At 44.9% G+C, this 23,021-nt stretch carries 16 protein-coding genes; 9 read left to right on the top strand and 7 right to left on the bottom strand.

Annotated features, from left to right (window positions below):
- Positions 1-79: 79 nt before the first annotated feature.
- The 3 genes from asnS to purB form a co-directional block, all read right to left on the bottom strand.
- Complete coding sequence (gene asnS, locus HQ39_RS00780; RefSeq protein ID WP_036792171.1) at positions 80-1,483, bottom strand: asparagine--tRNA ligase; 1,404 nt, start codon at positions 1,481-1,483, stop codon at positions 80-82.
- Between the two features lie 31 nt (positions 1,484-1,514).
- Positions 1,515-3,101, bottom strand: coding sequence for a pseudouridine synthase (locus HQ39_RS09360; protein ID WP_081965340.1), 1,587 nt, complete (start codon positions 3,099-3,101; stop codon positions 1,515-1,517).
- A 150-nt stretch (positions 3,102-3,251) separates the two neighbouring features.
- Positions 3,252-4,616: an adenylosuccinate lyase gene (purB, locus tag HQ39_RS00770; RefSeq protein ID WP_036862726.1), complete on the bottom strand. Its 1,365-nt coding sequence runs from the start codon at positions 4,614-4,616 to the stop codon at positions 3,252-3,254.
- 120 nt (positions 4,617-4,736) lie between these two features.
- Here purB and folB point away from each other — a divergent pair, with 120 nt between their 5' ends.
- The 9 genes from folB (at position 4,737) to HQ39_RS00725 (ending at position 16,539) form a co-directional block, all read left to right on the top strand.
- A complete protein-coding gene (folB, locus tag HQ39_RS00765) occupies positions 4,737-5,117 on the top strand; it encodes a dihydroneopterin aldolase (RefSeq protein ID WP_036848884.1) in 381 nt (126 codons plus the stop codon).
- Positions 5,118-5,171: 54 nt separating this feature from the next.
- A complete protein-coding gene (gene rfbA, locus HQ39_RS00760; protein ID WP_036862724.1) occupies positions 5,172-6,059 on the top strand; it encodes a glucose-1-phosphate thymidylyltransferase RfbA in 888 nt (295 codons plus the stop codon).
- 919 nt (positions 6,060-6,978) lie between these two features.
- Positions 6,979-8,775, top strand: coding sequence for an arginine--tRNA ligase (gene argS / locus HQ39_RS00755; RefSeq protein ID WP_036792159.1), 1,797 nt, complete (start codon positions 6,979-6,981; stop codon positions 8,773-8,775).
- Positions 8,776-8,819: 44 nt separating this feature from the next.
- Positions 8,820-9,263, top strand: coding sequence for a dCMP deaminase family protein (locus HQ39_RS00750; RefSeq protein WP_036792156.1), 444 nt, complete (start codon positions 8,820-8,822; stop codon positions 9,261-9,263).
- Positions 9,253-10,986 (top strand): S41 family peptidase, encoded by a 1,734-nt coding sequence (locus HQ39_RS00745; protein WP_052079282.1) that lies wholly within the window; start codon positions 9,253-9,255, stop codon positions 10,984-10,986. Before HQ39_RS00750 ends, HQ39_RS00745 begins: the two co-directional genes overlap by 11 nt.
- 4 nt (positions 10,987-10,990) lie before the next feature.
- The gene (locus HQ39_RS00740; RefSeq protein WP_052079280.1) at positions 10,991-11,566 is read left to right on the top strand and encodes a 5-formyltetrahydrofolate cyclo-ligase; all 576 of its coding nucleotides are present in this window, start codon (positions 10,991-10,993) and stop codon (positions 11,564-11,566) included.
- Complete coding sequence (locus HQ39_RS00735; RefSeq protein WP_036862722.1) at positions 11,563-12,741, top strand: 1-deoxy-D-xylulose-5-phosphate reductoisomerase; 1,179 nt, start codon at positions 11,563-11,565, stop codon at positions 12,739-12,741. Before HQ39_RS00740 ends, HQ39_RS00735 begins: the two co-directional genes overlap by 4 nt.
- A gap of 24 nt (positions 12,742-12,765) precedes the next feature.
- The gene (gene rseP / locus HQ39_RS00730; RefSeq protein WP_036862718.1) at positions 12,766-14,070 is read left to right on the top strand and encodes an RIP metalloprotease RseP; all 1,305 of its coding nucleotides are present in this window, start codon (positions 12,766-12,768) and stop codon (positions 14,068-14,070) included.
- Entirely contained in the window at positions 14,071-16,539 is a 2,469-nt protein-coding gene (locus HQ39_RS00725; RefSeq protein WP_052079278.1) for an endonuclease MutS2, read from the top strand.
- Between the two features lie 675 nt (positions 16,540-17,214).
- On the opposite strand, the gene rho is transcribed toward HQ39_RS00725, so the two are convergent.
- The 4 genes from rho to HQ39_RS00705 form a co-directional block, all read right to left on the bottom strand.
- Positions 17,215-19,338, bottom strand: a complete 2,124-nt coding sequence (rho, locus tag HQ39_RS00720; RefSeq protein WP_036862716.1) for a transcription termination factor Rho — start codon at positions 19,336-19,338, stop codon at positions 17,215-17,217.
- Between the two features lie 339 nt (positions 19,339-19,677).
- Complete coding sequence (tilS, locus tag HQ39_RS00715) at positions 19,678-21,000, bottom strand: tRNA lysidine(34) synthetase TilS (RefSeq protein WP_036862715.1); 1,323 nt, start codon at positions 20,998-21,000, stop codon at positions 19,678-19,680.
- A gap of 140 nt (positions 21,001-21,140) precedes the next feature.
- Entirely contained in the window at positions 21,141-21,896 is a 756-nt protein-coding gene (locus HQ39_RS00710) for a zinc ribbon domain-containing protein (RefSeq protein WP_036792139.1), read from the bottom strand.
- 10 nt (positions 21,897-21,906) lie between these two features.
- Positions 21,907-23,013, bottom strand: coding sequence for a Nif3-like dinuclear metal center hexameric protein (locus tag HQ39_RS00705; RefSeq protein ID WP_052079276.1), 1,107 nt, complete (start codon positions 23,011-23,013; stop codon positions 21,907-21,909).
- Between the last annotated feature and the right edge of the window lie 8 nt (positions 23,014-23,021).

Here is a 23,021-nt window from a genome sequence, read left to right as displayed (position 1 = left end):
CATAACAGAAAGAGCCACACAAAAATGTGCAGCTCTTCCCGTTTCTATGCAGACCTCTCTGTCTGTTTATCTTGAAATATTAAAACTCTGCGTTGTTTGGAGTTCTTGGAAAAGGTATCACATCTCGGATATTACTCATACCCGTAACGAATAGAAGCAGACGTTCAAAACCTAATCCGAATCCGGCATGTGGAGCCGTACCGTAGCGACGAGTGTCCCAATACCACCACATCTCTTCGTGAGGCACACCCATATCTATGGCTCTTTGGGTAAGTTTATCGAAGTCAGCCTCTCTTTCGGATCCTCCGATTATCTCTCCGATCTTCGGGAATAGGACATCCATTGCGCGGACAGTCTTACCATCATCATTCTGCTTCATGTAGAAAGACTTGATCTCCTTAGGATAGTCTGTCAGAATAACCGGTGCTTTGAAGTGCTGTTCCACCAAATATCTTTCGTGTTCGGAGGCAAGATCTGCTCCCCAAAAGATTGGGAACTCGAACTTAACGCCATCTTTCACCGCTTTTTCCAAGATTTCGATACCCTCCGTGTATTTCAAACGCACAAAAGGTTTGTCCAAAACAAACTTTATACGGTCGAGAAGCTCCTTATCTATCATGTCATTGAGGAACTTCAAATCATCTTCGCAATGATCCAAAGCCCATTGGAGACAATACTTGATGAACTCTTCCGCCAAGTTTTGGTTATCCTCGTTATCGAAGAAAGCCACTTCCGGCTCGATCATCCAGAACTCAGCCAAGTGTCTTGGAGTATTCGAGTTTTCGGCACGGAACGTTGGACCAAAAGTATAGATACCGCCAAGAGCCATGGCTGCTAATTCTCCTTCCAACTGTCCGGACACGGTAAGATTGGCGTGTCTTCCGAAAAAGTCTTCCGAATAGTCTATCTCTCCGCTCTCGGTCAAAGGCAGATTGTTAAGGTCTAACGTGGTTACCTTAAACATCTGACCCGCACCTTCGGCATCGCTGGCAGTGATCAGTGGTGTATGGAAGTAGTAAAAGCCTTTATTGTGAAAGAACGTATGGATAGCCATAGCCATGTGGTGGCGTATTCTGAATACCGCTCCAAAGGTGTTGGTACGAGGTCTCAAGTGAGCAATCTCCCTCAAAAACTCCATACTGTGTCCCTTCTTTTGAAGAGGATAAGTATTAGGATCTGCCGTACCCAGTACCGTAATAGAGTTGGCTTGAACCTCTACATTCTGACCTTTACCTTGCGATTCGACAACAACTCCGACAATACTCACACTCGCTCCCGTAGTAACAAGTTTAAGTGTCTCTTCATTCTCTTCGTTTGGTACTATAACCACTTGAAGATTATGGATAGTAGAGCCGTCGTTGAGAGCTATAAAGGTTACACTCTTACCGCCTCTCTTGGTTCTGACCCATCCCATAACGGTAACTTCCGACCCTACGGGAGTTGCCTTAAATACATCTGCTATTTTAGTTCTTTTGATAGACATATTTACTATCTTCTTTTTACATCAATCTATTTTATTCAAATGCTCCCATGCGAAGCATATTTACCTCTTCTTGACTTAGGTATCTCCACTTTCCTTTTCCAAGATTTTTCTTGGTCAATCCGGCAAAATAAACTCTGTCAAGCTTGTACACCTTGTATCCGAGATGCTCGAATATACGTCTTACAATCCTGTTTCTTCCGGAGTGGATCTCTATACCCACTTGAGACATATCGTCTTGAGAAACGTAAGAAATTGCATCGGCATGTATCTCTCCGTCTTCAAGCTCTATACCATCGGCTATCTTTTGCATATCTTCTACTGCCACAGGCTTGTCGAGCCACACATGATAGATCTTCTTTTTATCGTACGACGGGTGCATCAACTTGGTTGCAAGATCTCCGTCATTAGTTAGAAGAAGGACTCCCGTAGTGTTTCTATCGAGACGTCCGACAGGATAGATGCGCTCCTTGCAAGCGGTTTTAACCAAGTCCAAAACCGTCAATCTCTCTTGCGGATCATCGGAAGTGGTTACGCAGTTCTTGGGTTTATTGAGAAGGACATATACTTTGTTCTCCAAAGAGAGCAGTTGGTCATTCAACTTCACTTCGTCTGTAACATAAACCTTTGCCCCAAGTTCGGACACCACAACACCATTCACCATCACTTTACCTGCTTGGATGAGTTCATCTGCCTCCCTTCTTGAGCAGACTCCGGAGTTAGCCATATATTTGTTCAGACGTATAGGTTCTGTAACATCAATATGATCCTGAGTGTAAACTATCGGTTTAGGTCTTGGATGGAACACTCTCTGTTGAGACTGATTAGACCTTTGCTTTTTGCCCTTATTGTTCTTAGAGAAATTATTGTTGGGTCTGTTGTTGCCGTAATAGTTGTTGTTAGGAGAACCATACCCTTCATTATACTCGTTTCTTTGAGGTCTTTGCCTGTACGGATTGTTGTTATTGTTGTAGCGACCACGAGACTGAGCATTGTTATTGCCATAACGTGGCTCTCTTGGCTGCCTGTAAGGAGTAAAGTTTCTCTCCCCGTGAGGATGATAATTGTTGTCTCCGTACTGGTTTTGTCTGGAATATCTTCTTTGTTCGTACTTCTCGTCGTATTCGGCAGACTGGGCAGGAGAGTAGCCGTTATTTTCATAACCGAATCTTTCTCTCTGGTAATTACCCGGAGAATAATCACGATAATTGTTGTTATCCTGATTATACCTGTCATTTCCTGCCTGATAGCTGTTATAAGATCGCTCGGATCTTCTGTTGTCTTGATACTGAGATCTTGGATGTCTGTTCATATTACCATACTCGTTAGGGCGATAAGAATCAGAGTCCATAGATCTTCTGTAGTTTTGTTGATAGTCCGAAGAAGAACGCTCTCTGTCCATTTCGGATATGCGAACACGTCTCCGTCCTGCAGAACCTGCGGGTGCATTGGATGCTCCATACTCTTCGGAGCGACCTTCAGCCTGTGGTTCGTTTCCATTATCCATTCTTCTTGGAAATCTTTGCTTCTGTGGTGATTGAGTGTACTCCTCAAAACCTCTCGGAGTCGAAGAGTTCTTTTCTTCTACTCTCTCTTCATTCTCAAAAAACTTATTCTCCATCTTTTTTTGATTTAATGATGTAAACTCTACATTATTATTCTACAACCTCTCGGTTTTTTATCAGTTAAAACGATAAAAGGTAAGGTTTGTTGGATATTAGTGTAATAATTTCAATCGAAATTTTCCGGTATTATTTATTATGGTTTATACTTACTCCGTATAGTCCAACCTCAATCCGGTATAAGACTCAGGAGTTATATTCTTTAGTTCTGCCTTGACTGCTTCCGATACGTTCAGGGTATCCACAAAAGCAGATATACTTTCTTTGGTAATGCTGTCTCTGCCACGAGTCAGTTCTTTAAGCGCTTCATAAGGTGCCGGATACCCTTCTCTTCTAAGGACTGTCTGAATACCTTCTGCCACAACAGCCCAAGCAAGATCCAGATCTTGCGCTAATCTTTCCGGTGCAAGCATAAGTTTACCCAACCCTTTCTTCAAACTTTGCAAAGCAATAAGAAGATGAGCCACCGGCACACCCATGTTTCGCATGACAGTCGAATCCGTTAAGTCTCTCTGAAGACGGGATATAGGCAGCTTGTGAGAAAGGTGTTCAAATATTGCGATGGCTATACCACAATTTCCCTCTGCGTTTTCAAAGTCTATCGGATTCACTTTGTGCGGCATTGCAGACGAGCCTACTTCCCCCTTTACGACCTTTTGCTTGAAATATCCATCGGAGATATATTGCCAAATATCCCGACACAAGTCTATCAGAATAACGCAAAGACGCTTGTAAGCATCGAATAGAGCTGCCAAGTTGTCATAGTTGGAAATCTGAGTGGTTACCGATTCCAACTCCAAACCCAAGTGATTACGAGTAAAGTTTGCCGCAAACCTTCTCCACTCCACATCGGGATAAGCCACTTTGTGAGCATTCATGTTTCCTGTTGCGCCCCCAAACTTTGCAGAGTGAGGAATACGAGCAAGCTGCTTCATCTGCTCCTTCAATCTGTAGACAAACACATATATCTCCTTGCCCAATATCGTAGGAGAAGCCGGTTGTCCGTGGGTTCTTGCAAGCATTGGTACTTCTTTCCACTCTGTGGAAAGAGTTTTCAGATAGTCTATAATAGTTTCTATCTCCGGATTGATCACCTGCTCCAATGCCTCTTTCAGCATCAAGGGTTGAGAGGTATTGTTGATGTCTTGAGAGGTAAGCCCGAAATGCACAAACTCTTTATAGCCCCCGAGTCCGAGAGTGTCGAATTTCTCTTTGATGAAATACTCTACCGCCTTTACATCATGATTGGTTACAGCCTCTATGGACTTCACCTTTTCGGCATCCGATTCGGAAAAATCCCGATAGATATTCCTTAGATCATCTTCGCTGCAAGGCAGTTTACCTTCCGGCGTTCCAAGACCTATCTCTTGTGCCAAAGCGATAAAATACTCTATCTCCACCAATACTCTGTAACGAATAAGGGCATATTCTGAGAAAAACGGAGCCAGACACTCCACCTTGCTTCTGTACCTGCCATCCACCGGCGATATTGCTAAAAGAGAAGATAAACTCATATCTGTTCGGAGTAAACTACTATACTTTCTAAGTCGCAAAGATAGCACTATACTTACAATGATGCAAGAAATCAAAGATTAAGCTTATATTTGTTCCTCAAACAATCATACATATTTGTCATGCAGATACATCCGGAGCAGACCATCAGCCTTACAGATCTTGAGTTTTATAGCTTTCACGGCGTTTTGGAGCAAGAGAGAGTCGTAGGTGCTCACTACTTGGTCTCCTTGTCGGTATCGGGATCTTTTGAAGATGCCATGCGGAACGACAGCATTGAAGATACCGTAAACTATGCCGAGTTGCACAGGATCGCACAGGAAGAGATGGCTTCTCCGAGCGACCTCTTAGAGCATGTCGTCTATCGAATACTTGCTCGTATAGGCGATATGGATAGCCGCAAACAGATAAAGGAAGCCACTGTATCCATTACCAAAAAAGCTCCTCCCATCGCCTCTTTCCAAGGCTCCGGAGCCTCTTTTACGGCAACGGCTGTTTTTTGATTACGGACTCGGCATACAAGTTACTCGTCTCACTGCATCAAAACTATCAGTACAATGAAAGGTATCATTCTTGCCGGAGGAAGCGGTTCTCGTCTTTATCCCGTTACCACAGCCGTTTCCAAGCAGCTTCTCCCCATATACGACAAACCGATGATATACTACCCGCTCTCCGTGCTTATGCTGGCAAAGATTCGGGAGATACTCATCATCACCACACCCGAAGACGAGAAAGCATACAAAAGACTGCTTGGGGATGGTTCCCAATGGGGTATCTCTCTGACCTATGAAGTGCAGCCCAAACCGGAGGGACTTGCTCAAGCATTCATCATAGGCGAAAAATTTGTCGGCTCGGATTCTGTCGCGCTCATTCTCGGAGACAATATCTTTTACGGACAAGGATTTACGCAGCTTTTGGCTGAAACCATCGAACAGACCTTTCGGAGCGAAAAAGCCCACATCTTTGCCTACTATGTCAATGACCCGGAGCGGTACGGAGTGGTAGAATTGGCAGAAGACGGCAAGCGAGCTCTGTCCATAGTGGAGAAGCCGAAAGAGCCAAAAAGCAACTATGCAGTGGTCGGGCTCTACTTCTATCCGCCGGGAGTGGCTGAAATGGCTAAGGATGTAAAACCTTCCGATCGGGGTGAACTTGAGATTACAACCTTGAATGAAATGTACCTGAAGCAAGACAGACTTCAAGTAACTACCTTTGGAAGAGGTTTTGCATGGTTAGATACCGGAACTTTCGACTCTATGTACGATGCCTGCACATTCGTCAAAGCAATCGAAAACAGGCAGGGACTGAAGATTGCATGCCTGGAAGAGATAGCTTTGAGAAATGGTTGGATAGAAGTCACATCCTTAGAAAGCCTGCTTGGCAGATACCCCAACAGCAGCTACGGACTCTATCTGAAAAAAATGATAGAGAATCATCGGAAATAACCCTCTGCCTTTTGTCGAAAAAGGAAGGCTTTTTTTCCATTTTATCCAAAACGACCGAATGCTTTTTGCAAGACAGAAAAAGATGTTCTGCAAAAGGCATTTTTATATATTCCATCCCTCCGAAAACCTCTTCAAAAACCCATTCTCTATTTTGATCGGAGGGGTCGTTTTCAGAGCACGGCAGAATTGTTAAATTCGCCCTATTTTATTAACACAAATTCCGATACCTGTTCATCCAAAACGCTAAACGAGCATATTCTTTCGGCTTAACGTGTTTAATTTTTCAATGAACACGTTTACCGATTTCATTTAATACGTTTACCGGATNTCATCCAAAACGCTAAACGAGCATATTCTTTCGGCTTAACGTGTTTAATTTTTCAATGAACACGTTTACCGATTTCATTTAATACGTTTACCGGATTCAGTTAAAGTGTTTAGAATTTTTACTTACTTATTTGGTTATTAGTGTTTTAGCTATTTCTTCCTCTTTTCTGCTACTTTTTGGCTCAAAATTGCATTAGGATTTATTTGCAGATAGAGGCGTTAAAATTCACACCAATTAACGCGAAAAAGCCCCATGAAATGGACTGAGAAAAAATTTTTTCCAAATTCAAGATTTTTCGCATAGAATTGATTACAAATCAGTTACCATTTCACACAAAAAGAGGTCGGCTCAAAAACGTCAAAACAGATGCCTCCAGCCAACGGCAAACAGCCCTTCCATTTTTATATAAAAGTTCTCCAAGCCCCTCTCTTTTTCCTCTTCGCAACGGGATTTCAAGCATAGATTTTTTTTAGAAAAGTCATGCCTCTATTTATTCAGAACATCCAAAATTCCGTATCTTTGCGTAATAATAAATATGGTATCATATATTCACGTACAAAAGATATAGATTATCACTAATCAGACACGACAATGCACATACAAGACCAACTAACCAACACGATTGGAGCGATCCTTCAAAAACTATACGGAGATAGCGTGCCAACGGCACAGATTTCGAGAACAAAAAAGGAGTTTGAAGGGGACTATACTTTGGTTGTCTTCCCATATCTGAAATATTCTCAGAAGAAAAATCCGGAACATGTCGCACAAGAAATAGCAGAGATGCTTCTTCAAGAGAGCGGCTTAGTAAAGAGCTACAACGTGGTAAAAGGCTTTCTGAACCTTTCTCTCACGGATGAAGCATTCATCCAAGAGACCAACCACATCTCTTCTTCGGACAACTACGGGCACAAGACAGAAACAGAAAAGTCTCCGTTGGTGATGGTCGAATACTCTTCCCCAAATACCAATAAACCTCTTCACCTCGGACACATCAGAAACAACCTTTTGGGGTATAGTCTCTGTAAGATCCTTTCGGCAAACGGAAACCGTGTAGTGAAGACCAACATCGTTAATGACAGAGGAATACATATCTGTAAGTCGATGCTTGCATGGAAGCTTTGGGGTAATGGAGAAACGCCTGAACAGAGCGGACTGAAAGGAGATCACTTGATAGGGAAATATTATGTCCTCTTCAACACCAAGCTCAAAGAAGAGACCAATACCTTACCCGAAAATGAGCGTACTCCCGAAAACATAGATAATCTTCCCTTGATGCAGCAAGCAAGAGAAATGCTTCGCAAGTGGGAAGCCGGTGATAAAGAGACATTGGAACTTTGGGGAATGATGAACCAATGGGTTTACGATGGCTTCGATGTTACTTATAAACGATTGGGGGTCGACTTTGATAAGATTTACTATGAGAGCGACACCTATCTCGTAGGTAAGGAAGAGGTGTTGAGAGGATTGGATGAAGGCATCTTCTGCAGACACGAAGACGGATCGGTTTGGGCAGATCTCACAGACAAAGGTCTGGATCAAAAAATCCTGCTGCGGGCTGACGGGACTTCTGTATATATGACACAGGATATCGGAACAGCGAAGATGAGATTCAACGACTTCTCCATAGATAAGATGATATACGTAGTAGGGAACGAACAGAACTACCACTTCCAAGTCCTCTCGCTACTACTGGATGCTCTTGGATTTAAGTTCGGTAAAGATCTCGTCCACTTCTCTTACGGCATGGTAGAGCTTCCGGAAGGAAAGATGAAGAGCCGTGAAGGCACGGTGGTAGATGCTGACGATCTTATGGATGAAGTGATACAGACAGCCTATAACACGTCCAAAGAGCTTGGCAAGGTGAAAGAGCTTACCGAAGAAGAGGCTTTGGAAGTTGCAAGAAAGGTGGGGCTTGGTGCTCTTAAATACTTCTTGCTGAAGGTGGACCCCAGAAAGACTCTGCTGTATGATACCAACGAGTCGATAGACTTTAACGGCAACACGGGACCTTTCCTACAATATACCTATGCACGTATCAGAAGCATCGTACGCAATGCAGAAGCACAGGGGATAGACTTTAAGGGAGTTTATACCAAAGCCGATAGCGAATACGAACTTTCCGATAAGGAAAAGACACTGGTACTAAGACTTGCGCAGTATCCTGAGATAGTCGATGCAGCAGGCAAGGAGCTGAGTCCGGCACTGATAGCAAACTTCACATACGATCTTGCAAGGGAGTACAACCAGTTTTATCATGACCATTCCATTCTGAATGCTCCGAATGAAGAGGTCAAGAGATTGCGTGTAAAACTCTCTTACATTACTTCCGAAACACTCCGCAGAGCTTTGGATCTTCTGGGAATAGAAGTTCCGGAAAAGATGTAACTTCATAACGATATACAAAGTATCTCACACAACGCATCACCAACATGGATAAGCAACGGGAATTGGACTTGAGATATCTCCGAATGGCTCTTATCTGGTCGGAAAACTCATACTGCAAGCGCAGACAAGTGGGCTGTCTTGTGGTCAAAGACCAGATGATTATATCCGATGGTTATAACGGGACACCTTCCGGATTTGAAAATATCTGCGAAGACGATGATGGGGTTACGAAACCATACGTACTCCATGCAGAAGCAAATGCCATAACAAAAGTTGCCGGCTCATCTAACAGTAGTAAGGGAGCGACAGTCTATGTAACGGACTCGCCATGCCTGGAATGCGCGAAACTGATCATACAAAGTGGTGTCAAAAGAGTAGTATTCGGACGCCCATACAGGCTTACAGATGGAGAAGATCTGCTGAGACGTGCCGGAGTAGAAGTATTGTTTTTGGATATTTCTCAGTTTGAACAAAACCATGAAGAATAAAAGTCTCTCCCCGTTCTCCAAGATACTTATTCTGGTTGTAGTATTCGGAGTCGGTATATTTATCGGATCAAGATCCGTCACTTACCACTTTATATCCTACGGTAACTCTTCAAAAGCCGCAGGGATAAAGAAGGTAGAGAAGGCTCTGCAACTGATAAAAGACAACTATGTGGATGAAGTCTCCATAGACTCTATCGCTCAGAACATCGTCCCGACCATATTTTCCGAGCTTGATCCTCACTCAAGCTATTTTACCAAAGAAGATTATGAGCAAGAGGCGGGAAGGCTTTCCGGTCATATCTTCGGCATTGGTGTTTCATTTAACAAGCTTATAGACACAGTAGTTGTTCTTCAAACCGTACCTAACGGGCCTTCGGATATTGTAGGGATAAAAGCCGGAGACAGAATTATAGCAGTCGATTCTATAAGCATTACCGGAAAAGAAGTTTCCCAAGATAGTATCATGGGACTGCTTAAAGGTCCTAAAGACTCTTCTGTAAGATTGTCTGTGCACAGACCATCAGAAAAGAAGAATTACAGCTTCAATATAAAAAGAGGACAGATACCCGTTCCTTTGGTCTCTCCGGCTCTTCTTTTGTCTGACAGCATCGGATACATCAACATAAAGAGCTTCGGGCAGACGACCATATCGGAGTTTCAAAAAGCGGCGGTATCTCTCATGAAAGATGGTGCTAAAGCGTTGATACTGGACTTGAGAGACAATTCGGGAGGACTCGTACAGGGAGCACTCTTCATTGCAAACGATTTTCTTCCTCCTAAAAAGCTCGTTACCTATACAGAAGGTAGAGCACACCCCCGAAAAGACTACATTTCGGACGGGACAGGATCTTTTCAAGATCTGCCCGTGTATATCCTTATCAGCCAATTCTCTGCGTCTTCGTCCGAACTGTTGGCCGGCGCATTACAAGACAATGATAGAGCTATATTGATAGGACGAAGAAGTTTCGGGAAAGGAGTCATCCAGCAACCATTCTTCTTTTCAGATGGTTCGGCAATACACCTGACCGTCGCCAGATACTACACTCCAAGCGGTAGAAGTATTCAGAAAGAGTACAAGCTGGGACAATCTGCCCAGTATGGGGAAGACCTCATAAAGCGTAGCATGAGTGGAGAGTGGTTTGTCAAGGATAGCATACACTCGGATAAGTCTCTCCTCTACCATACCGCCGGAGGAAGAGAAGTGTACGGAGGTGGAGGCATTATCCCAGATATATTTGTGGCACAAGATACCATGGGCATCACTTCCTACTATTCGACAGTGATGAAACAAGGATTGATATCGGAGTATGCTTTCAGATATGTGGATGCAAGAAGAGAACTGTTCAAGAGTTTGGAGGGAATAGAGAAAGCTCTTCCCTATCTTAAATCTCAATCTCTTCTATATGATTTTTCAAGATTTGCAGCAAGAAAGGGAGTAACACCCAAGAATTATCTGATTTTCAAATCCAGAGAGCTTATTCTGGAAGCTATTTTCTCGCAAATTCTTTTCTTTGCGTACGATGAAGGGGAACGTATAAAACTTCTTGCCTTAAATGACTGGGATATCTTGGAGGCGCAGAAACTCGTAAGAGAAGGATTTACTTCTCCTCTACACTTAGAAGGCTATCAACCTTCTTCCCATAACAGGTACTTGTTCTATACAGTAAGTATTCCGACCACTGATGAAGAGGACGAAAGTGCCGAAACACAAATAGAGCAATAATGCTATGACAAAAAAAGAAATACGGCAACAAGTAAAGCAGAAAATAAAATCTCTAACTCGAACTCAGCAAATCCAGGAAGCAGGAGAAGCTGCAACGATTTTGGTAAACTTTTTGGAGCAGAACTTCCCAAAAGCAAACGTGGCACTGTTTTTTTCTATGACCGGAGAGATCGAAACAGGAGATCTTATCCATACTCTAACGACAAAAGATTTTAAGGTGAGTTTGCCTCGTGTGGAAGGTGAATATATTCACTTCTATCCTGTGGGTAAACCCGGAGGAGACTTTTTTGATATATCTGAATACGGTATTCGAGAACCGATCGGAGAGGTAGAAGATCGTGTATGTAAAGATATCGAAGTGGTTATAGTTCCCGGTATGGCATTTGATCACAAAGGAGCCAGACTGGGTAGAGGCAAAGGTTTTTATGACCGCTTCCTTAATGCGCACCCTTCAACCGTAAAGATCGGTTACGCATTCAGCTGCCAAATATTGCCGGAAATCCCCACAGAGGAACACGATATCAAGATGGACTATGTAATATCAGCATCCGGCTTGAAGGCCTTTAACGACAGAGAATGAAACAGGGAAATCAACGTAAAAGATCCATAACCATACTTGGAAGCACCGGATCCATCGGAACACAAGCCTTAGACATTATCAATCGTCATCCGGATCTTTTTGAGGTCTATGCTCTTGTTGCTAACAGAAATAGTGATCTGCTTATCTCTCAAGCAAGGGCATTTTCTCCTGCGGTAGTCGTAATTGCAGATGAGTCTTGCTACTTAGAGGTGAAAGACGCTTTGAAGGATCTTCCTATCCATGTATGGACAGGAAAGGACTCCATTACCGGTGTGGCTGCATCTCAGGAAGCTGATCTCGTTCTTACCGCAATGGTTGGGTTTGCAGGGCTGGAACCAACAATAGCTGCTCTAAAAGCAGGAAGGACAATTGCGTTAGCCAATAAGGAAACTCTTGTGGTAGCAGGAGAGATGATAACTGCCATGGCAAGCCAATACAATGCGTGTATCATTCCTGTGGATTCTGAACATTCTGCCATCTTTCAATGCTTGGTAGGAGAGAGTTGTAATAAGATCTCAAAACTGATTCTTACCGCATCCGGGGGTCCTTTTGTAGATATTCCTGCATCGGAACTTAAAAGTGTAAGACCGGAACAAGCTCTTAAGCATCCAAACTGGAAGATGGGGAATAAAGTAACCATCGATTCTGCTTCTCTTATGAATAAGGGATTTGAGATGATAGAAGCTCGATGGCTCTTTGATGTCAATCCTTCTGATATAGAAGTATTCATCCACCGCCAAAGCATCATACACTCGATGGTTGCATTTGAAGATGGTAGCTTGAAGGCTCAATTAGGACTACCGGACATGAGAGTTCCGATCGCTTATGCTCTCTCTTTCCCTTACAGAAAGCCAACAGGCGTTCAAGCACCCTCCATTCAGGCTATGAGTTCTCTCTCTTTTGAGGCTCCTCGCACAGAAGATTTCCCAAATCTTTCTCTTGCCTATCGCAGTATAGAAGCCGGAGGTGTTGCTCCGTGTATTTTGAATGCGGCCAATGAGATTGCCGTAGAGCGTTTTCTCAATCACGAGATCGGATTTATGGATATATCTCATCTGATAGAGACGATGCTGAACAAATACTCATCCAACTGTGCAAACCCTCTTTCTTTGGACGATCTCATCTCTCTCAACAAAGATGTAAGGCATAGTGCATCTTTGTGGTTAAAACATTAAAATTGATTTTTTAGACTTTCATATATGTCTCCTTTCTTAATCAAAACTCTCCAGCTCATCCTATCTTTTTCCATACTCATATTCGTACACGAGTTAGGTCATTATCTTTTTGCACGTCTCTTTAAGATACGTGTCGATAAGTTTTACCTCTTCTTCGACTGGGGATTCTCTCTCTTTAAGTACAAGCCCAAGGGCTCTGATACAGAGTTTGGTATTGGTTGGCTTCCTCTTGGAGGTTACTGTAAGATTGCAGGCATGGTGGATGAAAGCATGGATACGGAACAACTTTCCAAACCGGCAGAGCCATGGGAATTCAGATCCAAACCAGCTTGGCAAAGATTACTTGTTATGGCAGGAGGAGTAATATTCAATATCATATTGGCTGTTGTCATATACACAGGCTTGGCATTTAACTATGGAGATGACCTGCTCCCGATGTCATCTGTCGGTCATAATATCGCTTACAGTAGTGTAGGACACGATATGGGACTAAAGGATGGGGATATGCTTCTTGCTGTGGATGGCACTCAACTGGAATACTACGATAATACCCTGCTAAGAAAGATCGTTGACGGTAAGGTTTTAACGGTAGATAGAGACGGCGTAAAGCAAGACATCGAAATCCCTGTTGATCTCATGCAGGCAGTCATCGCTTCCAACAAACCATTCTCTACCCTCTCCCTGCCTGCCATCATCGAGAATGTGATCCCCGACTCCGAAGCATCCAAAACCGATTTGAAGAGTGGAGATAAGATTTTGGAGGTAAATGGAGCAGCCCAAGATCTGCAAGGATTTGTATCGGCAATGGAAGCCCATAGAGGAGACTCGGTAGAGCTGCTTGTTGATCGGAATGGAGAAAAAATTTCCATATCGGCAATGGTGAACAGTGAAAACAAGTTGGGTGTATCTCTTGTCCGCCCAACTATCCATATCTCCTACTCCCTCCTTGAATCCGTTCCTGTGGGGCTTAAAAAGATGTACACGACTTTGTCTTCTTATGCCTCTTCTTTGAAATACTTGTTTACCAAGGAAGGAGCTTCCCAAATAGGAGGGCTTGGAAGTATAGGCAGCCTGTTCCCGGAGTCTTTCAACTGGATGAATTTTTGGAGCTTAACCGCTCTGATCTCGATTATATTGGCGGTGATGAATATTCTGCCCATTCCTGCTTTGGATGGGGGGCACATCGTATTCTTATTGTATGAGATCATAACAAGAAAGACCCCCAGCATCAAGGTTCTCGAAAGAGCTCAGATCTTTGGATTAGTACTCCTCTTTGGTCTTATGCTCTATGCGAATATCAATGACATCATCAAGTTTTTCTTTAGATAGATGACAGAAAATCAAAAGCCCGGCAGCAGAAGAAGACAGTACAAACAGAGCTTTAGAACAGCTTCTCCTTTATATCCATCGGATGTGGAGGAGAAGCTTGGTTTTGTTAAGACTCGGGAAGAGATTTTGGAGAGATGCGGCAATGAAGTCAGCAGATATCTTGCGGAAAGCATTAAGTTCTCTACCGACTTCAAGGAGATTTCCCATCAGCTCTCCCTGGTAAGAGAGATGCAGACGCTTACCGCATCTTCCGGAAGTGCTTTCCCCTCCACAAGATATGGGGATATTAAAGAAGCTATTTCTGCCATTCGCCCCGAAGGAACGTATCTGCCCATAGAGAAGTGCATTTCGTTGAGAGAGCTTCTGTCTGCTTCCGAAGAGGTGCAACGCTACTTTGAGCAGTATTCCAAGCAGGAGGGCGAAGATTCTCCGATTTGTATCGACAATCTCAGAGAAGTAGCCTCTCAAATCGTACCTGTAAGGAATGTCTCCAAAAGACTTTCCGTGATTCTGGACGATGAGGGCAATGTTTCGGACAGTGCTTCTCCGCTTCTTCGAGAGATTCGGAGGGAGATGGCAAGAATGGAAGTCGGCATTGGGAAGACGATCCAGTCTATCCTCGCCCAAGCACATGCCGAAGGCTGGGTAGACAAAGATCACAGCGTTACGATGAGGGATGGCAGACTTGTTCTTCCCGTGATACCTCATGCCAAAAGAATGGTTCGAGGGATACTGCACGACGAGTCCGCCACGGGTAAGACGCTCTTCATAGAGCCGGAAGCCGTTGTCGAGGCGAATAATAAGCTTAGAGAAAAAAGGAGCGAAGAGAAGAGAGAGATCGTGCGCATACTGAAGGAGTTCACGGCACTTGTTCGCGAGCATCTTCCCGAAATCAAAAGCAACTCGCTTGCTCTCGGAGTGTTGGACTTCGTCACTGCCAAAGCGAAGTGGGGCAGCAAGTACAACGCGATTGTTCCTCTTCATCTTTCTGCCTCTCCGGGGCTTCAGTGGAAGGAAGCCCGCCATCCTTACCTGGAGCATCACCTCAAGCAGGAGGGGAAAAGCATTGTGCCTCTGGACATAAGGCTGACCAAGAGGGAGCGCATATTGGTCATTTCCGGTCCCAACGCCGGAGGCAAGTCCGTCTGTCTGAAGAGTGTCGGGCTCCTGCAATATATGCTGCAGTGCGGTCTGCCCGTGCCGATGTCCGAAGAGAGCCATGCCGGCATCTTCAACAACATCTTTCTCGACATCGGAGACCAGCAAAGCCTGGAGAACGACCTCAGCACCTACTCCTCTCACCTCTCCAACATGAAGCACTTCATTCTTCATGCGGGGTCTCACTCTCTGCTGCTTATCGACGAGTTTGGTTCCGGCACGGAGCCCGTCATCGGTGGAGCCATTGCGGAGTCTCTGCTGGAATGCTTCATAGAGAAAAAATGCTTCGGCGTGATCACCACCCATTACACCAACATCAAAGACTTCTGCGAGACCCAAGAGAGTGCCGTCAACGGAGCCATGCTTTTCGACCGGCACAAGATAGAACCTCTTTTCAAGCTCTCCATCGGTCAGCCGGGAAGCTCCTTTGCGATAGAGATCTCCAGGAAGATAGGTCTGCCGCAGGAGATACTCGGCCGTGCTTCCGAGAAGGTGGGTGAAGAGTTCATCATGCAAGACCAGTATCTTCAGAGCATCATGAGGGACAAAAAGTACTGGGAAGAGAGAAGAGCCGACCTCAAGACAAAGCTGAGCGAGCTGGAGCAGGAGAAAAGAAAATGGGAAGAGCGGAACGAAAAGCTCAAGCTCAAACAGACACAGCTGATCAAAGAAGCAGAAAAGCAGGCGGCAGCAATCATAAAAGGCGCCAACTCCGAGATCGAGAAGACCATCCGGGAGATCCGGGAGTCCGGCGCGGACAAGTCCGTAACCAAGGAGCTGCGACAAAATCTCTCCGAGCAGCACCGCCGCCTGGAGACCAAGAGCCGATCTTCCGAGAAGGCATCCTCCCCTGCCCCGACCTTCAAGCCCGGAGACAGCGTAGCCGTAGAAGGTTCGGCAGAAGTGGGAGAAGTCCTGGAGATAAAAGGCAAAAAAGCGCGCATTCGTTTAGGGCAGATCTCTATGGAAGTGCCGGTGAGCCGGCTCAAGCCCTCCCTAAAATCGCCCACGAAAGTACAGAAAAGCACCTCGAAGATCGTTCTCGAATCCGGCTCCGAGAGCAGGCTCCACTTCAAACCTCAGATAGACCTGAGAGGCATGAGAGCCAACGAAGCCATGGAAGCGCTGGCGTACTACATAGACGACGCGTATAAGATAAACATCTCGCCCGTCCGCATCCTTCATGGCACGGGCACCGGGGCATTAAGAGAGATGGTACGAAGCTTTTGCGCCTCCTCACATCTCGTCAAGTCGTACCGGGACGAACACGCCGACAGAGGAGGAGCAGGCATCACCGTCGTGGAGCTGTAATCCTCTCTCTTCTACCCTCTTTCCCGGCTCCTTACCCTCTTCCGAAAGAGCTTGCGACAAGCCCCAAAAATCTTTTTTCGGAGACCTCCCAATACTTATAGACACAGAAAAAACCTTCCGTTCGGAAGAGCAAAAATTTCTATGGGCATAGAAAAAAATTTCTATGGGCATAGAAAAAAATTTCTATGGGCATAGAAAAAAATTTTCATGGGCATAGAAAAAAATTTTCATGGGCATAGAAAAAAATTTCCGTGGCCAAGAAAAAAAATTTCCGTGGCCAAGAAAAAAAATTTCCGTAGGTAAGAAAAAATATTTTCGTAGGTAAGAAAAAAAATTTCCGTAGGTAAGAAAAAATATTTTTGTAGGTAAGAAAAAAAATTTCCGTAGGTAAGAAAAAAAATTTCCGTAGGTAAGAAAAAAAATTTTCGTAGGTAAGGAATTTTTCATGCTTCCCGAAAGCGGCTAAATGCCTGAGTATTAAAGCTGTTTTCGGAGAGGGCGACTTTTAAGATCAAAAAGCAGAAAAAGCATCCCCGTCCGGCTTGTGGCGACACAGGACAGAGCAGCGAGAAATGAAAAAGTTCCCGGCGCCAACAGATGCGGCACCGGGAACTTTTTGTTCGTTGGCGGATGCCCGAAACGAAGATTCGGGACATCGGCGGATCATATTGCAGACTAATCGTTCATGTTTTCGAGGAAGCTCCTGTTGTCCAACGTCAGCTCCATGTTGCTCTTTATCTGCTCCATCGCCTCTATGGAGTTCATCTCCCCGACCATGCGGCGGATGATTCTCATTCTGTTGAGCGTGAGGTCGTCCTGGAGCAGGTCGTCGCGCCTTGTGCTGGACGCCAAAATGTCCACCGCCGGGAAGATGCGCTTGTTGGCAAGACGCCTGTCGAGCTGAAGCTCCATGTTGCCCGTTCCCTTGAACTCCTCGAAGATCACTTCGTCCATCTTGGAGCCGGTCTCGGTGAGTGCCGTAGCCAAAATGGTGAGACTCCCTCCCCCTTCGATATTGCGCGCGGCACCGAAAAATCTTTTGGGCTTCTGGAGCGCATTCGCTTCCACCCCACCGGTCAAGACCTTTCCGGATGCGGGCTGAACGGTGTTGTAAGCACGTGCCAAACGGGTGATGGAGTCGAGAAGAATGACCACGTCGTGCCCGCACTCCACGAGTCGCTTCGCTTTGTTCAGGACAATCTCCGCAATCTTGACGTGCTGGTCTGCCGGCTCATCGAATGTGGAAGCAATCACCTCCGCATTGACGCTCCTCTGCATGTCCGTTACCTCTTCGGGACGCTCGTCTATGAGCAGCACAATCATGTAGACCTCAGGGTGATTGTACGCAATGGCATTGGCTATATCTTTGAGCAGCATCGTCTTACCGGTCTTTGGCTGAGCCACGATCAAGCCTCGCTGACCCTTGCCGATGGGAGAGAACAGGTCTACGATGCGCGTGCCGATCTTGTCGAAAACTTTTGGGGACTTGGGTGCTTCCAGGTTGAACTTCTCCGTCGGGAAAAGTGGCACCAGGTGGTCGAACGGAACGCGGTCTCTCACCTTCAACGGGTCGCAGCCGTTGATGCCCTTGACCGTGGCAAGAGGGAAAAACTTGTCGCCATCTTTCGGTGCTTTTACGACGCCTTCGATGACGTCGCCCGACTTCAATCCGTAATACTTGACCTGCTGAGGAGAAACGTAGACGTCATCGGGAGAAGAGAGATAGTTGTAGTCCGCCGAGCGTATGAAGCCGAAGCCCTCACTCATCACTTCCAAAACACCGCTCATGACGAGCGCCTCGCCAAAGTCGTAGTAGGCATCCGTGGGCAGAGCACTCTTCTTGCCGGACTGCTGATGAGGGGCAGGAGGATTTACGGGAACGACCTTAACGCCTTTTGCCACGGGCTGAGCAGCTTTGTGATCTTTGGCTTCAACATTTGCTCCTGCTTGAGGTGCGCCTGCCGCTTGGCCATTCTGCTGTTTCTTCTTGTTCTCCTGCTGCTTCTTCTGCAGGTTGGGAGTAGAGATGAGAGGCATCATCTCTCCAAGCAGAGAGTTGTTGGCTTTCGGATTTTTGAACACAAAAGCACCCTGCGATGCCTCCGCCGGCTTTACCACCTCCTCTCTTGATGATTCTTCCGGGTGCTCCGAAAGGAGATTCTTCTGCACTCCGTTCTCCTGCGATGGCTCGGAAATCTTCTTTGGAGAGCCGGATGGAGATACAATCTTGATATGTGAGTCCGGTCTCGCAGGCAGAGATTTTACTTCCTCCGAGGTTGGCTGTCTGTTTTCTTCCGCACGAGGAACCAGCCTGATATTCTTGGAAATCTCTCTTGTTGCTGCGTTATTATCGGTCGACGGAGTAGCAGAAGATACGGGTTGCTCCTGCTCCTTTTTTCCCTTTTGAGAGGGTACGAGCTTGATGTGAGACTTCTGAGACTTGCCCTCTTCCGCCTTCTTTGCAGATGCTCCTCCCACAGGATCTTTTGCTCCCTCCGGGGTCTGAGCAGAAGGCTTCTCTTTTCTTTCTTCCGCCGCTTCGGCTTGCTGTTCTTCCTTCTTGGGACGCCCTCTTTTGCGCTTGGCTTGAGCCGTATTTCCGGCTCCGTTGGGCTGTTTTGCCGAATCTTTCCCCTGCAATTTCGCAGCCATCATTACGGCTTGCTTGTCTAATATGGAGTATATAAGATTCTGCTGAGTGGCACTCTCCGCATTGGGAATATCCATGGACTTTGCCACCTCTTGCAACTGCTCCGGCGACATTTTCTCAAGTTGAGAAATATTGTAATTCTGTGACATACTTATTTTAATCTCATCTCCATCCGCAAAAGAATGAAGAGTATCGGTTTATAGTAATTTGATGTATGAACTTCTAATCGGATTTCCTTAGATACAAAGGAAAACGTACAAAACTAAAAATGAAAAGAAAACACTCGGTCCGGAAAAAGACCAAATAAGATAAAAACAAAACAGAGAATCTTTCCAACTTTCAGTCCTTAAAACAGGAATTTAGAAGATAAAAGGTTATTCGGAAAGAAGCTCTAAGGAATTTTGTTCTGCGCAAAGGTAGATTAAAAATGCGACTTATACAATATTCAGAGGTGGATACGAGGATCGGAATCAATTAAAAACCTCTTATTATCTATCGGAATGACAAGGATGTTCCCATTTGAGGCAGAAAACTTTCCGTGTATTAGGACGGATCTTGACGGAATCTGCGACTCTAAAGGGCAAAACTCCCAATACCTCTCCCACAGCTTCTATTACCAAATAATTGGGTCTGAAAATATTGGGTACTCCATGATCTTTAAGAAAGTCCGTTGCCTCCTTTCGTCCCCTCATCCCCATGGGAGAAAAAGAGTCTTTGGTATCTACGGTACGGAGAACGAGTGTCTCCGGAATTGTATCCGCATCCAGATATAAACATCCTTTATCGTATGCTCCGACTTCCTCGACATCGAGAAACGAAGCAGCAATAGTACCTTTTCCTACGTGCCAAGAGCCATTGACTTTGGGTATTGTTATCTTAAACTCTCTTTCCGCATTGGCAGGAGAGAGATAGAGCGCGCCTCTAAAGAGTTCGGCCTCATAAGACAAGTCTCTATTGAAAAAACGACGTCCCGAAAGCATAGGCTCTCTTAAAATATCCGCGATAACTTCAGATGAAAAATTATAGTCCGAAAGATACTCATGTAAAAAGGCAGCAGGAGAAGTGCTTATCACAAGTTTGTGCATATCTAACCTCTGCCCGAAGCGTGTAATTGCAACCTTTGCAAAATCCAAATAGGACTTCTGAAAAGCAAGATGCTCTTCCTTCCAGTAATCTACACTCTTGAATAACGTGTCTTCTATCGATGGATTAAACTCTTTAAGCAAGGGTAACAGCTCCAGTCTGACTTTATTTCTCTTGTAGATAGGCTGATAATTAGAGGAATCTTCTATGGATGGTATGGAATGAAGCTTCGCATACGCCCTCAACTGTTCTTTTTTTATTCCCAAAAGAGGACGTAAAATAGGAGATCTCCACTCTTCCATTCCCAAAAGGCCTCTGATTCCTGTTCCTCTAATCAGATTTAGAAGGATCGTCTCTACTTGGTCCGTATGATGATGCCCAAGGGCTATAGCTTCTGCTCCATAGGTCTCTTTTAGTTCTTTCAGCCACGCATGACGGAGATCTCTCGCAGCCATTTCGATGGAAATACCTTTCTCTTTTGCTACCTTTTGTGTATTAAACACCATGTAGAAAAAACGGTGATTAGACCAACGTTCTGCGCAGACATCACGCACAAAAGCTGCATCTCGTTCCGACTCTTTGCCTCTAAGCTGAAAATTACAATTGGCTATAATAAGATTGTAACCGGCCGCATTCAATAAGTGGGTTAGAACCATGGAGTCCAAACCACCACTAAGACCAACAACTATGGTAGCACCTTCCGGTAAAATATCGGAAGTGCGCTCCATAACATACGATTTCAGATCTATTTGCATAGTAAGACCTGCAGGAATATAAACGACAATAATTACAATCTAAAAGCCAATCTTCCCTCTCCCCTTCGAGAAGTGAGGAAAAATCAAGTAAAGAGTATCACAAAGAGAAAACCTTACTTCTCTTCTCCAAGATTCTTATCTACCAAGATGCGCCCGCAGTACTCGCAAACCACAACTTTCTTTCGAGTCTTAATCTCAAGCTGTTTTTGAGGAGGAATCTTGTTAAAGCAACCCGAACAGGACTCTCTATCTACTGTTGATACAGCCAATCCGTTTCTGGCAGATTTGCGGATACGCTTGAATGCTTTGGAAAGTCTCTCATCCAACTTTGTCTCCAACTTGGATGCCTTCTCTCTAAGTTTCTCTTCTTCCACTTTGGTTTCCGAGACTATCTCATCCAACAAGCCTTTCTTTTCTTCAAGATCTTTGCTTCGTTCAGAAACAACCTCCATGATCTCTTCCAAGACCGACTTGATATGCTTGATCACACCTTCATCTTCTCCAATCTTCTTTTCCAAGAACTGAATCTCAAGAGACTGATACTCAATCTCCTTGGTTAAGCTCTCATATTCTCGATTGTTCCGAACAGAGTCCAACTGAGCAGTATATTTTTCAATCGCTGTCTGTGCTTCTTTGATCCGCACCTTTCTGTCAGCAATGATTTTCTTAATCTCTGCAATGTCTGCCTCGCACTTAGACTGTCTGGTTTGAAGGCCTGCGATTTCATCTTCAAGCTCTTGAACTTCTATCGGAAGCTCTCCGCGAAGAATACGAATACGGTCAACCTCAGACATTACGTCCTGAAGATCATAAAGCACCTTCAGTTTCTCCTCGATGCTTATCTCTTGTTCTACTTTTTTCTTGGCCATGTATATATTACTAATGTATATAGTGAATCGGATTTTGATTTCTTTCTGAGAAACAGAGTGCAAAGTTACTGAATTTCTGTGATATTACCTCCTTAAAGCATTTCAATGCAATCATTTCGGATTCATAATGCCCTATCGTTGCCAAGACGATGCTCTCTTTTGCGTCCAGATAATCGTTATATTTTGCCTCTCCGGTGATAAAAATATCAGCATTGGCACGTATGGCGTGCTTTAACAGGAATGCACCGCTACCTCCACAAAGCGCAACCTTCCGAATCTTTGTCTTAATCGGATGGGAATGAGCTATCTGCTTTATGTTCTCATTACTGCTTTTCAGCAAATTCCAAACCTCTTCAAGGGGCATTTCTTCGGGAAAATCTCCCACGATACCTGCTCCATAAGAAGAAAAAGATGTCTCAAGAGGCAAAATATCCATAGCAACCTCCTCATAAGGGTGCACCGCCTTTATTCTTTTTACTCCTTCATGCAGAAATATTCGTGGTACCACCGTAGATATTGCCTCTTCCGGCTCGGTGTGAATCTCCCCCGGAGAACCACAGAACGGATTCGCTCCATCAAGTGCTCTAAAACGTCCTTCTCCTGTATGGGTAAAGCTGCAGACATCATACAACCCCTGCTTCCCCCAACCGGACTCTGCCATAGCTTCACGAACTTTTTGAGCATGAGACTGCGGCACATAAACCTGCACTTTACAGTACTGCCCCTCCATAGGAAGAACGGGGCGAAGATTTACGAGCCCCAACTCTTTCGCCCAATAGTGGTTAAGCCCGTCGGGATGATTGTCCAAGTTCGTGTGGGCTGCATAGATTGCTATACCATTTCGTAAAGCAAGTACGACGGCTCGTTCCTCGTACGTGGCTCCGGTAATCCTCTTCAGCCCTCTGAACAGAAGAGGATGATGCGCCAAAATAAAGTTATATCCTTTCTTTATAGCCTCTTCCACCACCTGCTCCGTAACATCAAGGGTCAGAAGTACTCCCGTCACCCGATCAGAAGGGATGCCCACCTGCAGTCCGCTATTGTCGTAAGACTCCTGCAAAGGGAGTGGAAAAACCTCCTCTATGGCACGACAAACATCTTGAACAGTAACAATCATCCGAATCT

The organism is Porphyromonas sp. COT-108 OH2963, from assembly GCF_000768895.1.
Taxonomy (GTDB): domain Bacteria; phylum Bacteroidota; class Bacteroidia; order Bacteroidales; family Porphyromonadaceae; genus Porphyromonas_A; species Porphyromonas_A canoris.
Note: the sequence above shows the minus strand (reverse complement) of the source record. Positions and strands in the feature narration are given on the sequence as shown.

Excerpts from the sequence above, each read along its gene's own strand:
- rseP (WP_036862718.1), top strand. The coding sequence starts at position 12,766 with ATGTCTCCTTTCTTAATCAAAACTCTCCAGCTCATCCTATCTTTTTCC.
- folB (WP_036848884.1), top strand. The coding sequence starts at position 4,737 with ATGCAGATACATCCGGAGCAGACCATCAGCCTTACAGATCTTGAGTTT.
- rho (WP_036862716.1), bottom strand. The coding sequence starts at position 19,338 with ATGTCACAGAATTACAATATTTCTCAACTTGAGAAAATGTCGCCGGAG.
- HQ39_RS00745 (WP_052079282.1), top strand. The coding sequence starts at position 9,253 with ATGAAGAATAAAAGTCTCTCCCCGTTCTCCAAGATACTTATTCTGGTT.
- HQ39_RS00740 (WP_052079280.1), top strand. The coding sequence starts at position 10,991 with ATGACAAAAAAAGAAATACGGCAACAAGTAAAGCAGAAAATAAAATCT.
- tilS (WP_036862715.1), bottom strand. The coding sequence starts at position 21,000 with ATGGAGCGCACTTCCGATATTTTACCGGAAGGTGCTACCATAGTTGTT.
- purB (WP_036862726.1), bottom strand. The coding sequence starts at position 4,616 with ATGAGTTTATCTTCTCTTTTAGCAATATCGCCGGTGGATGGCAGGTAC.
- HQ39_RS09360 (WP_081965340.1), bottom strand. The coding sequence starts at position 3,101 with ATGGAGAATAAGTTTTTTGAGAATGAAGAGAGAGTAGAAGAAAAGAAC.
- argS (WP_036792159.1), top strand. The coding sequence starts at position 6,979 with ATGCACATACAAGACCAACTAACCAACACGATTGGAGCGATCCTTCAA.
- HQ39_RS00705 (WP_052079276.1), bottom strand. The coding sequence starts at position 23,013 with ATGATTGTTACTGTTCAAGATGTTTGTCGTGCCATAGAGGAGGTTTTT.
- HQ39_RS00735 (WP_036862722.1), top strand. The coding sequence starts at position 11,563 with ATGAAACAGGGAAATCAACGTAAAAGATCCATAACCATACTTGGAAGC.
- rfbA (WP_036862724.1), top strand. The coding sequence starts at position 5,172 with ATGAAAGGTATCATTCTTGCCGGAGGAAGCGGTTCTCGTCTTTATCCC.
- HQ39_RS00725 (WP_052079278.1), top strand. The coding sequence starts at position 14,071 with ATGACAGAAAATCAAAAGCCCGGCAGCAGAAGAAGACAGTACAAACAG.
- HQ39_RS00710 (WP_036792139.1), bottom strand. The coding sequence starts at position 21,896 with ATGGCCAAGAAAAAAGTAGAACAAGAGATAAGCATCGAGGAGAAACTG.
- asnS (WP_036792171.1), bottom strand. The coding sequence starts at position 1,483 with ATGTCTATCAAAAGAACTAAAATAGCAGATGTATTTAAGGCAACTCCC.
- HQ39_RS00750 (WP_036792156.1), top strand. The coding sequence starts at position 8,820 with ATGGATAAGCAACGGGAATTGGACTTGAGATATCTCCGAATGGCTCTT.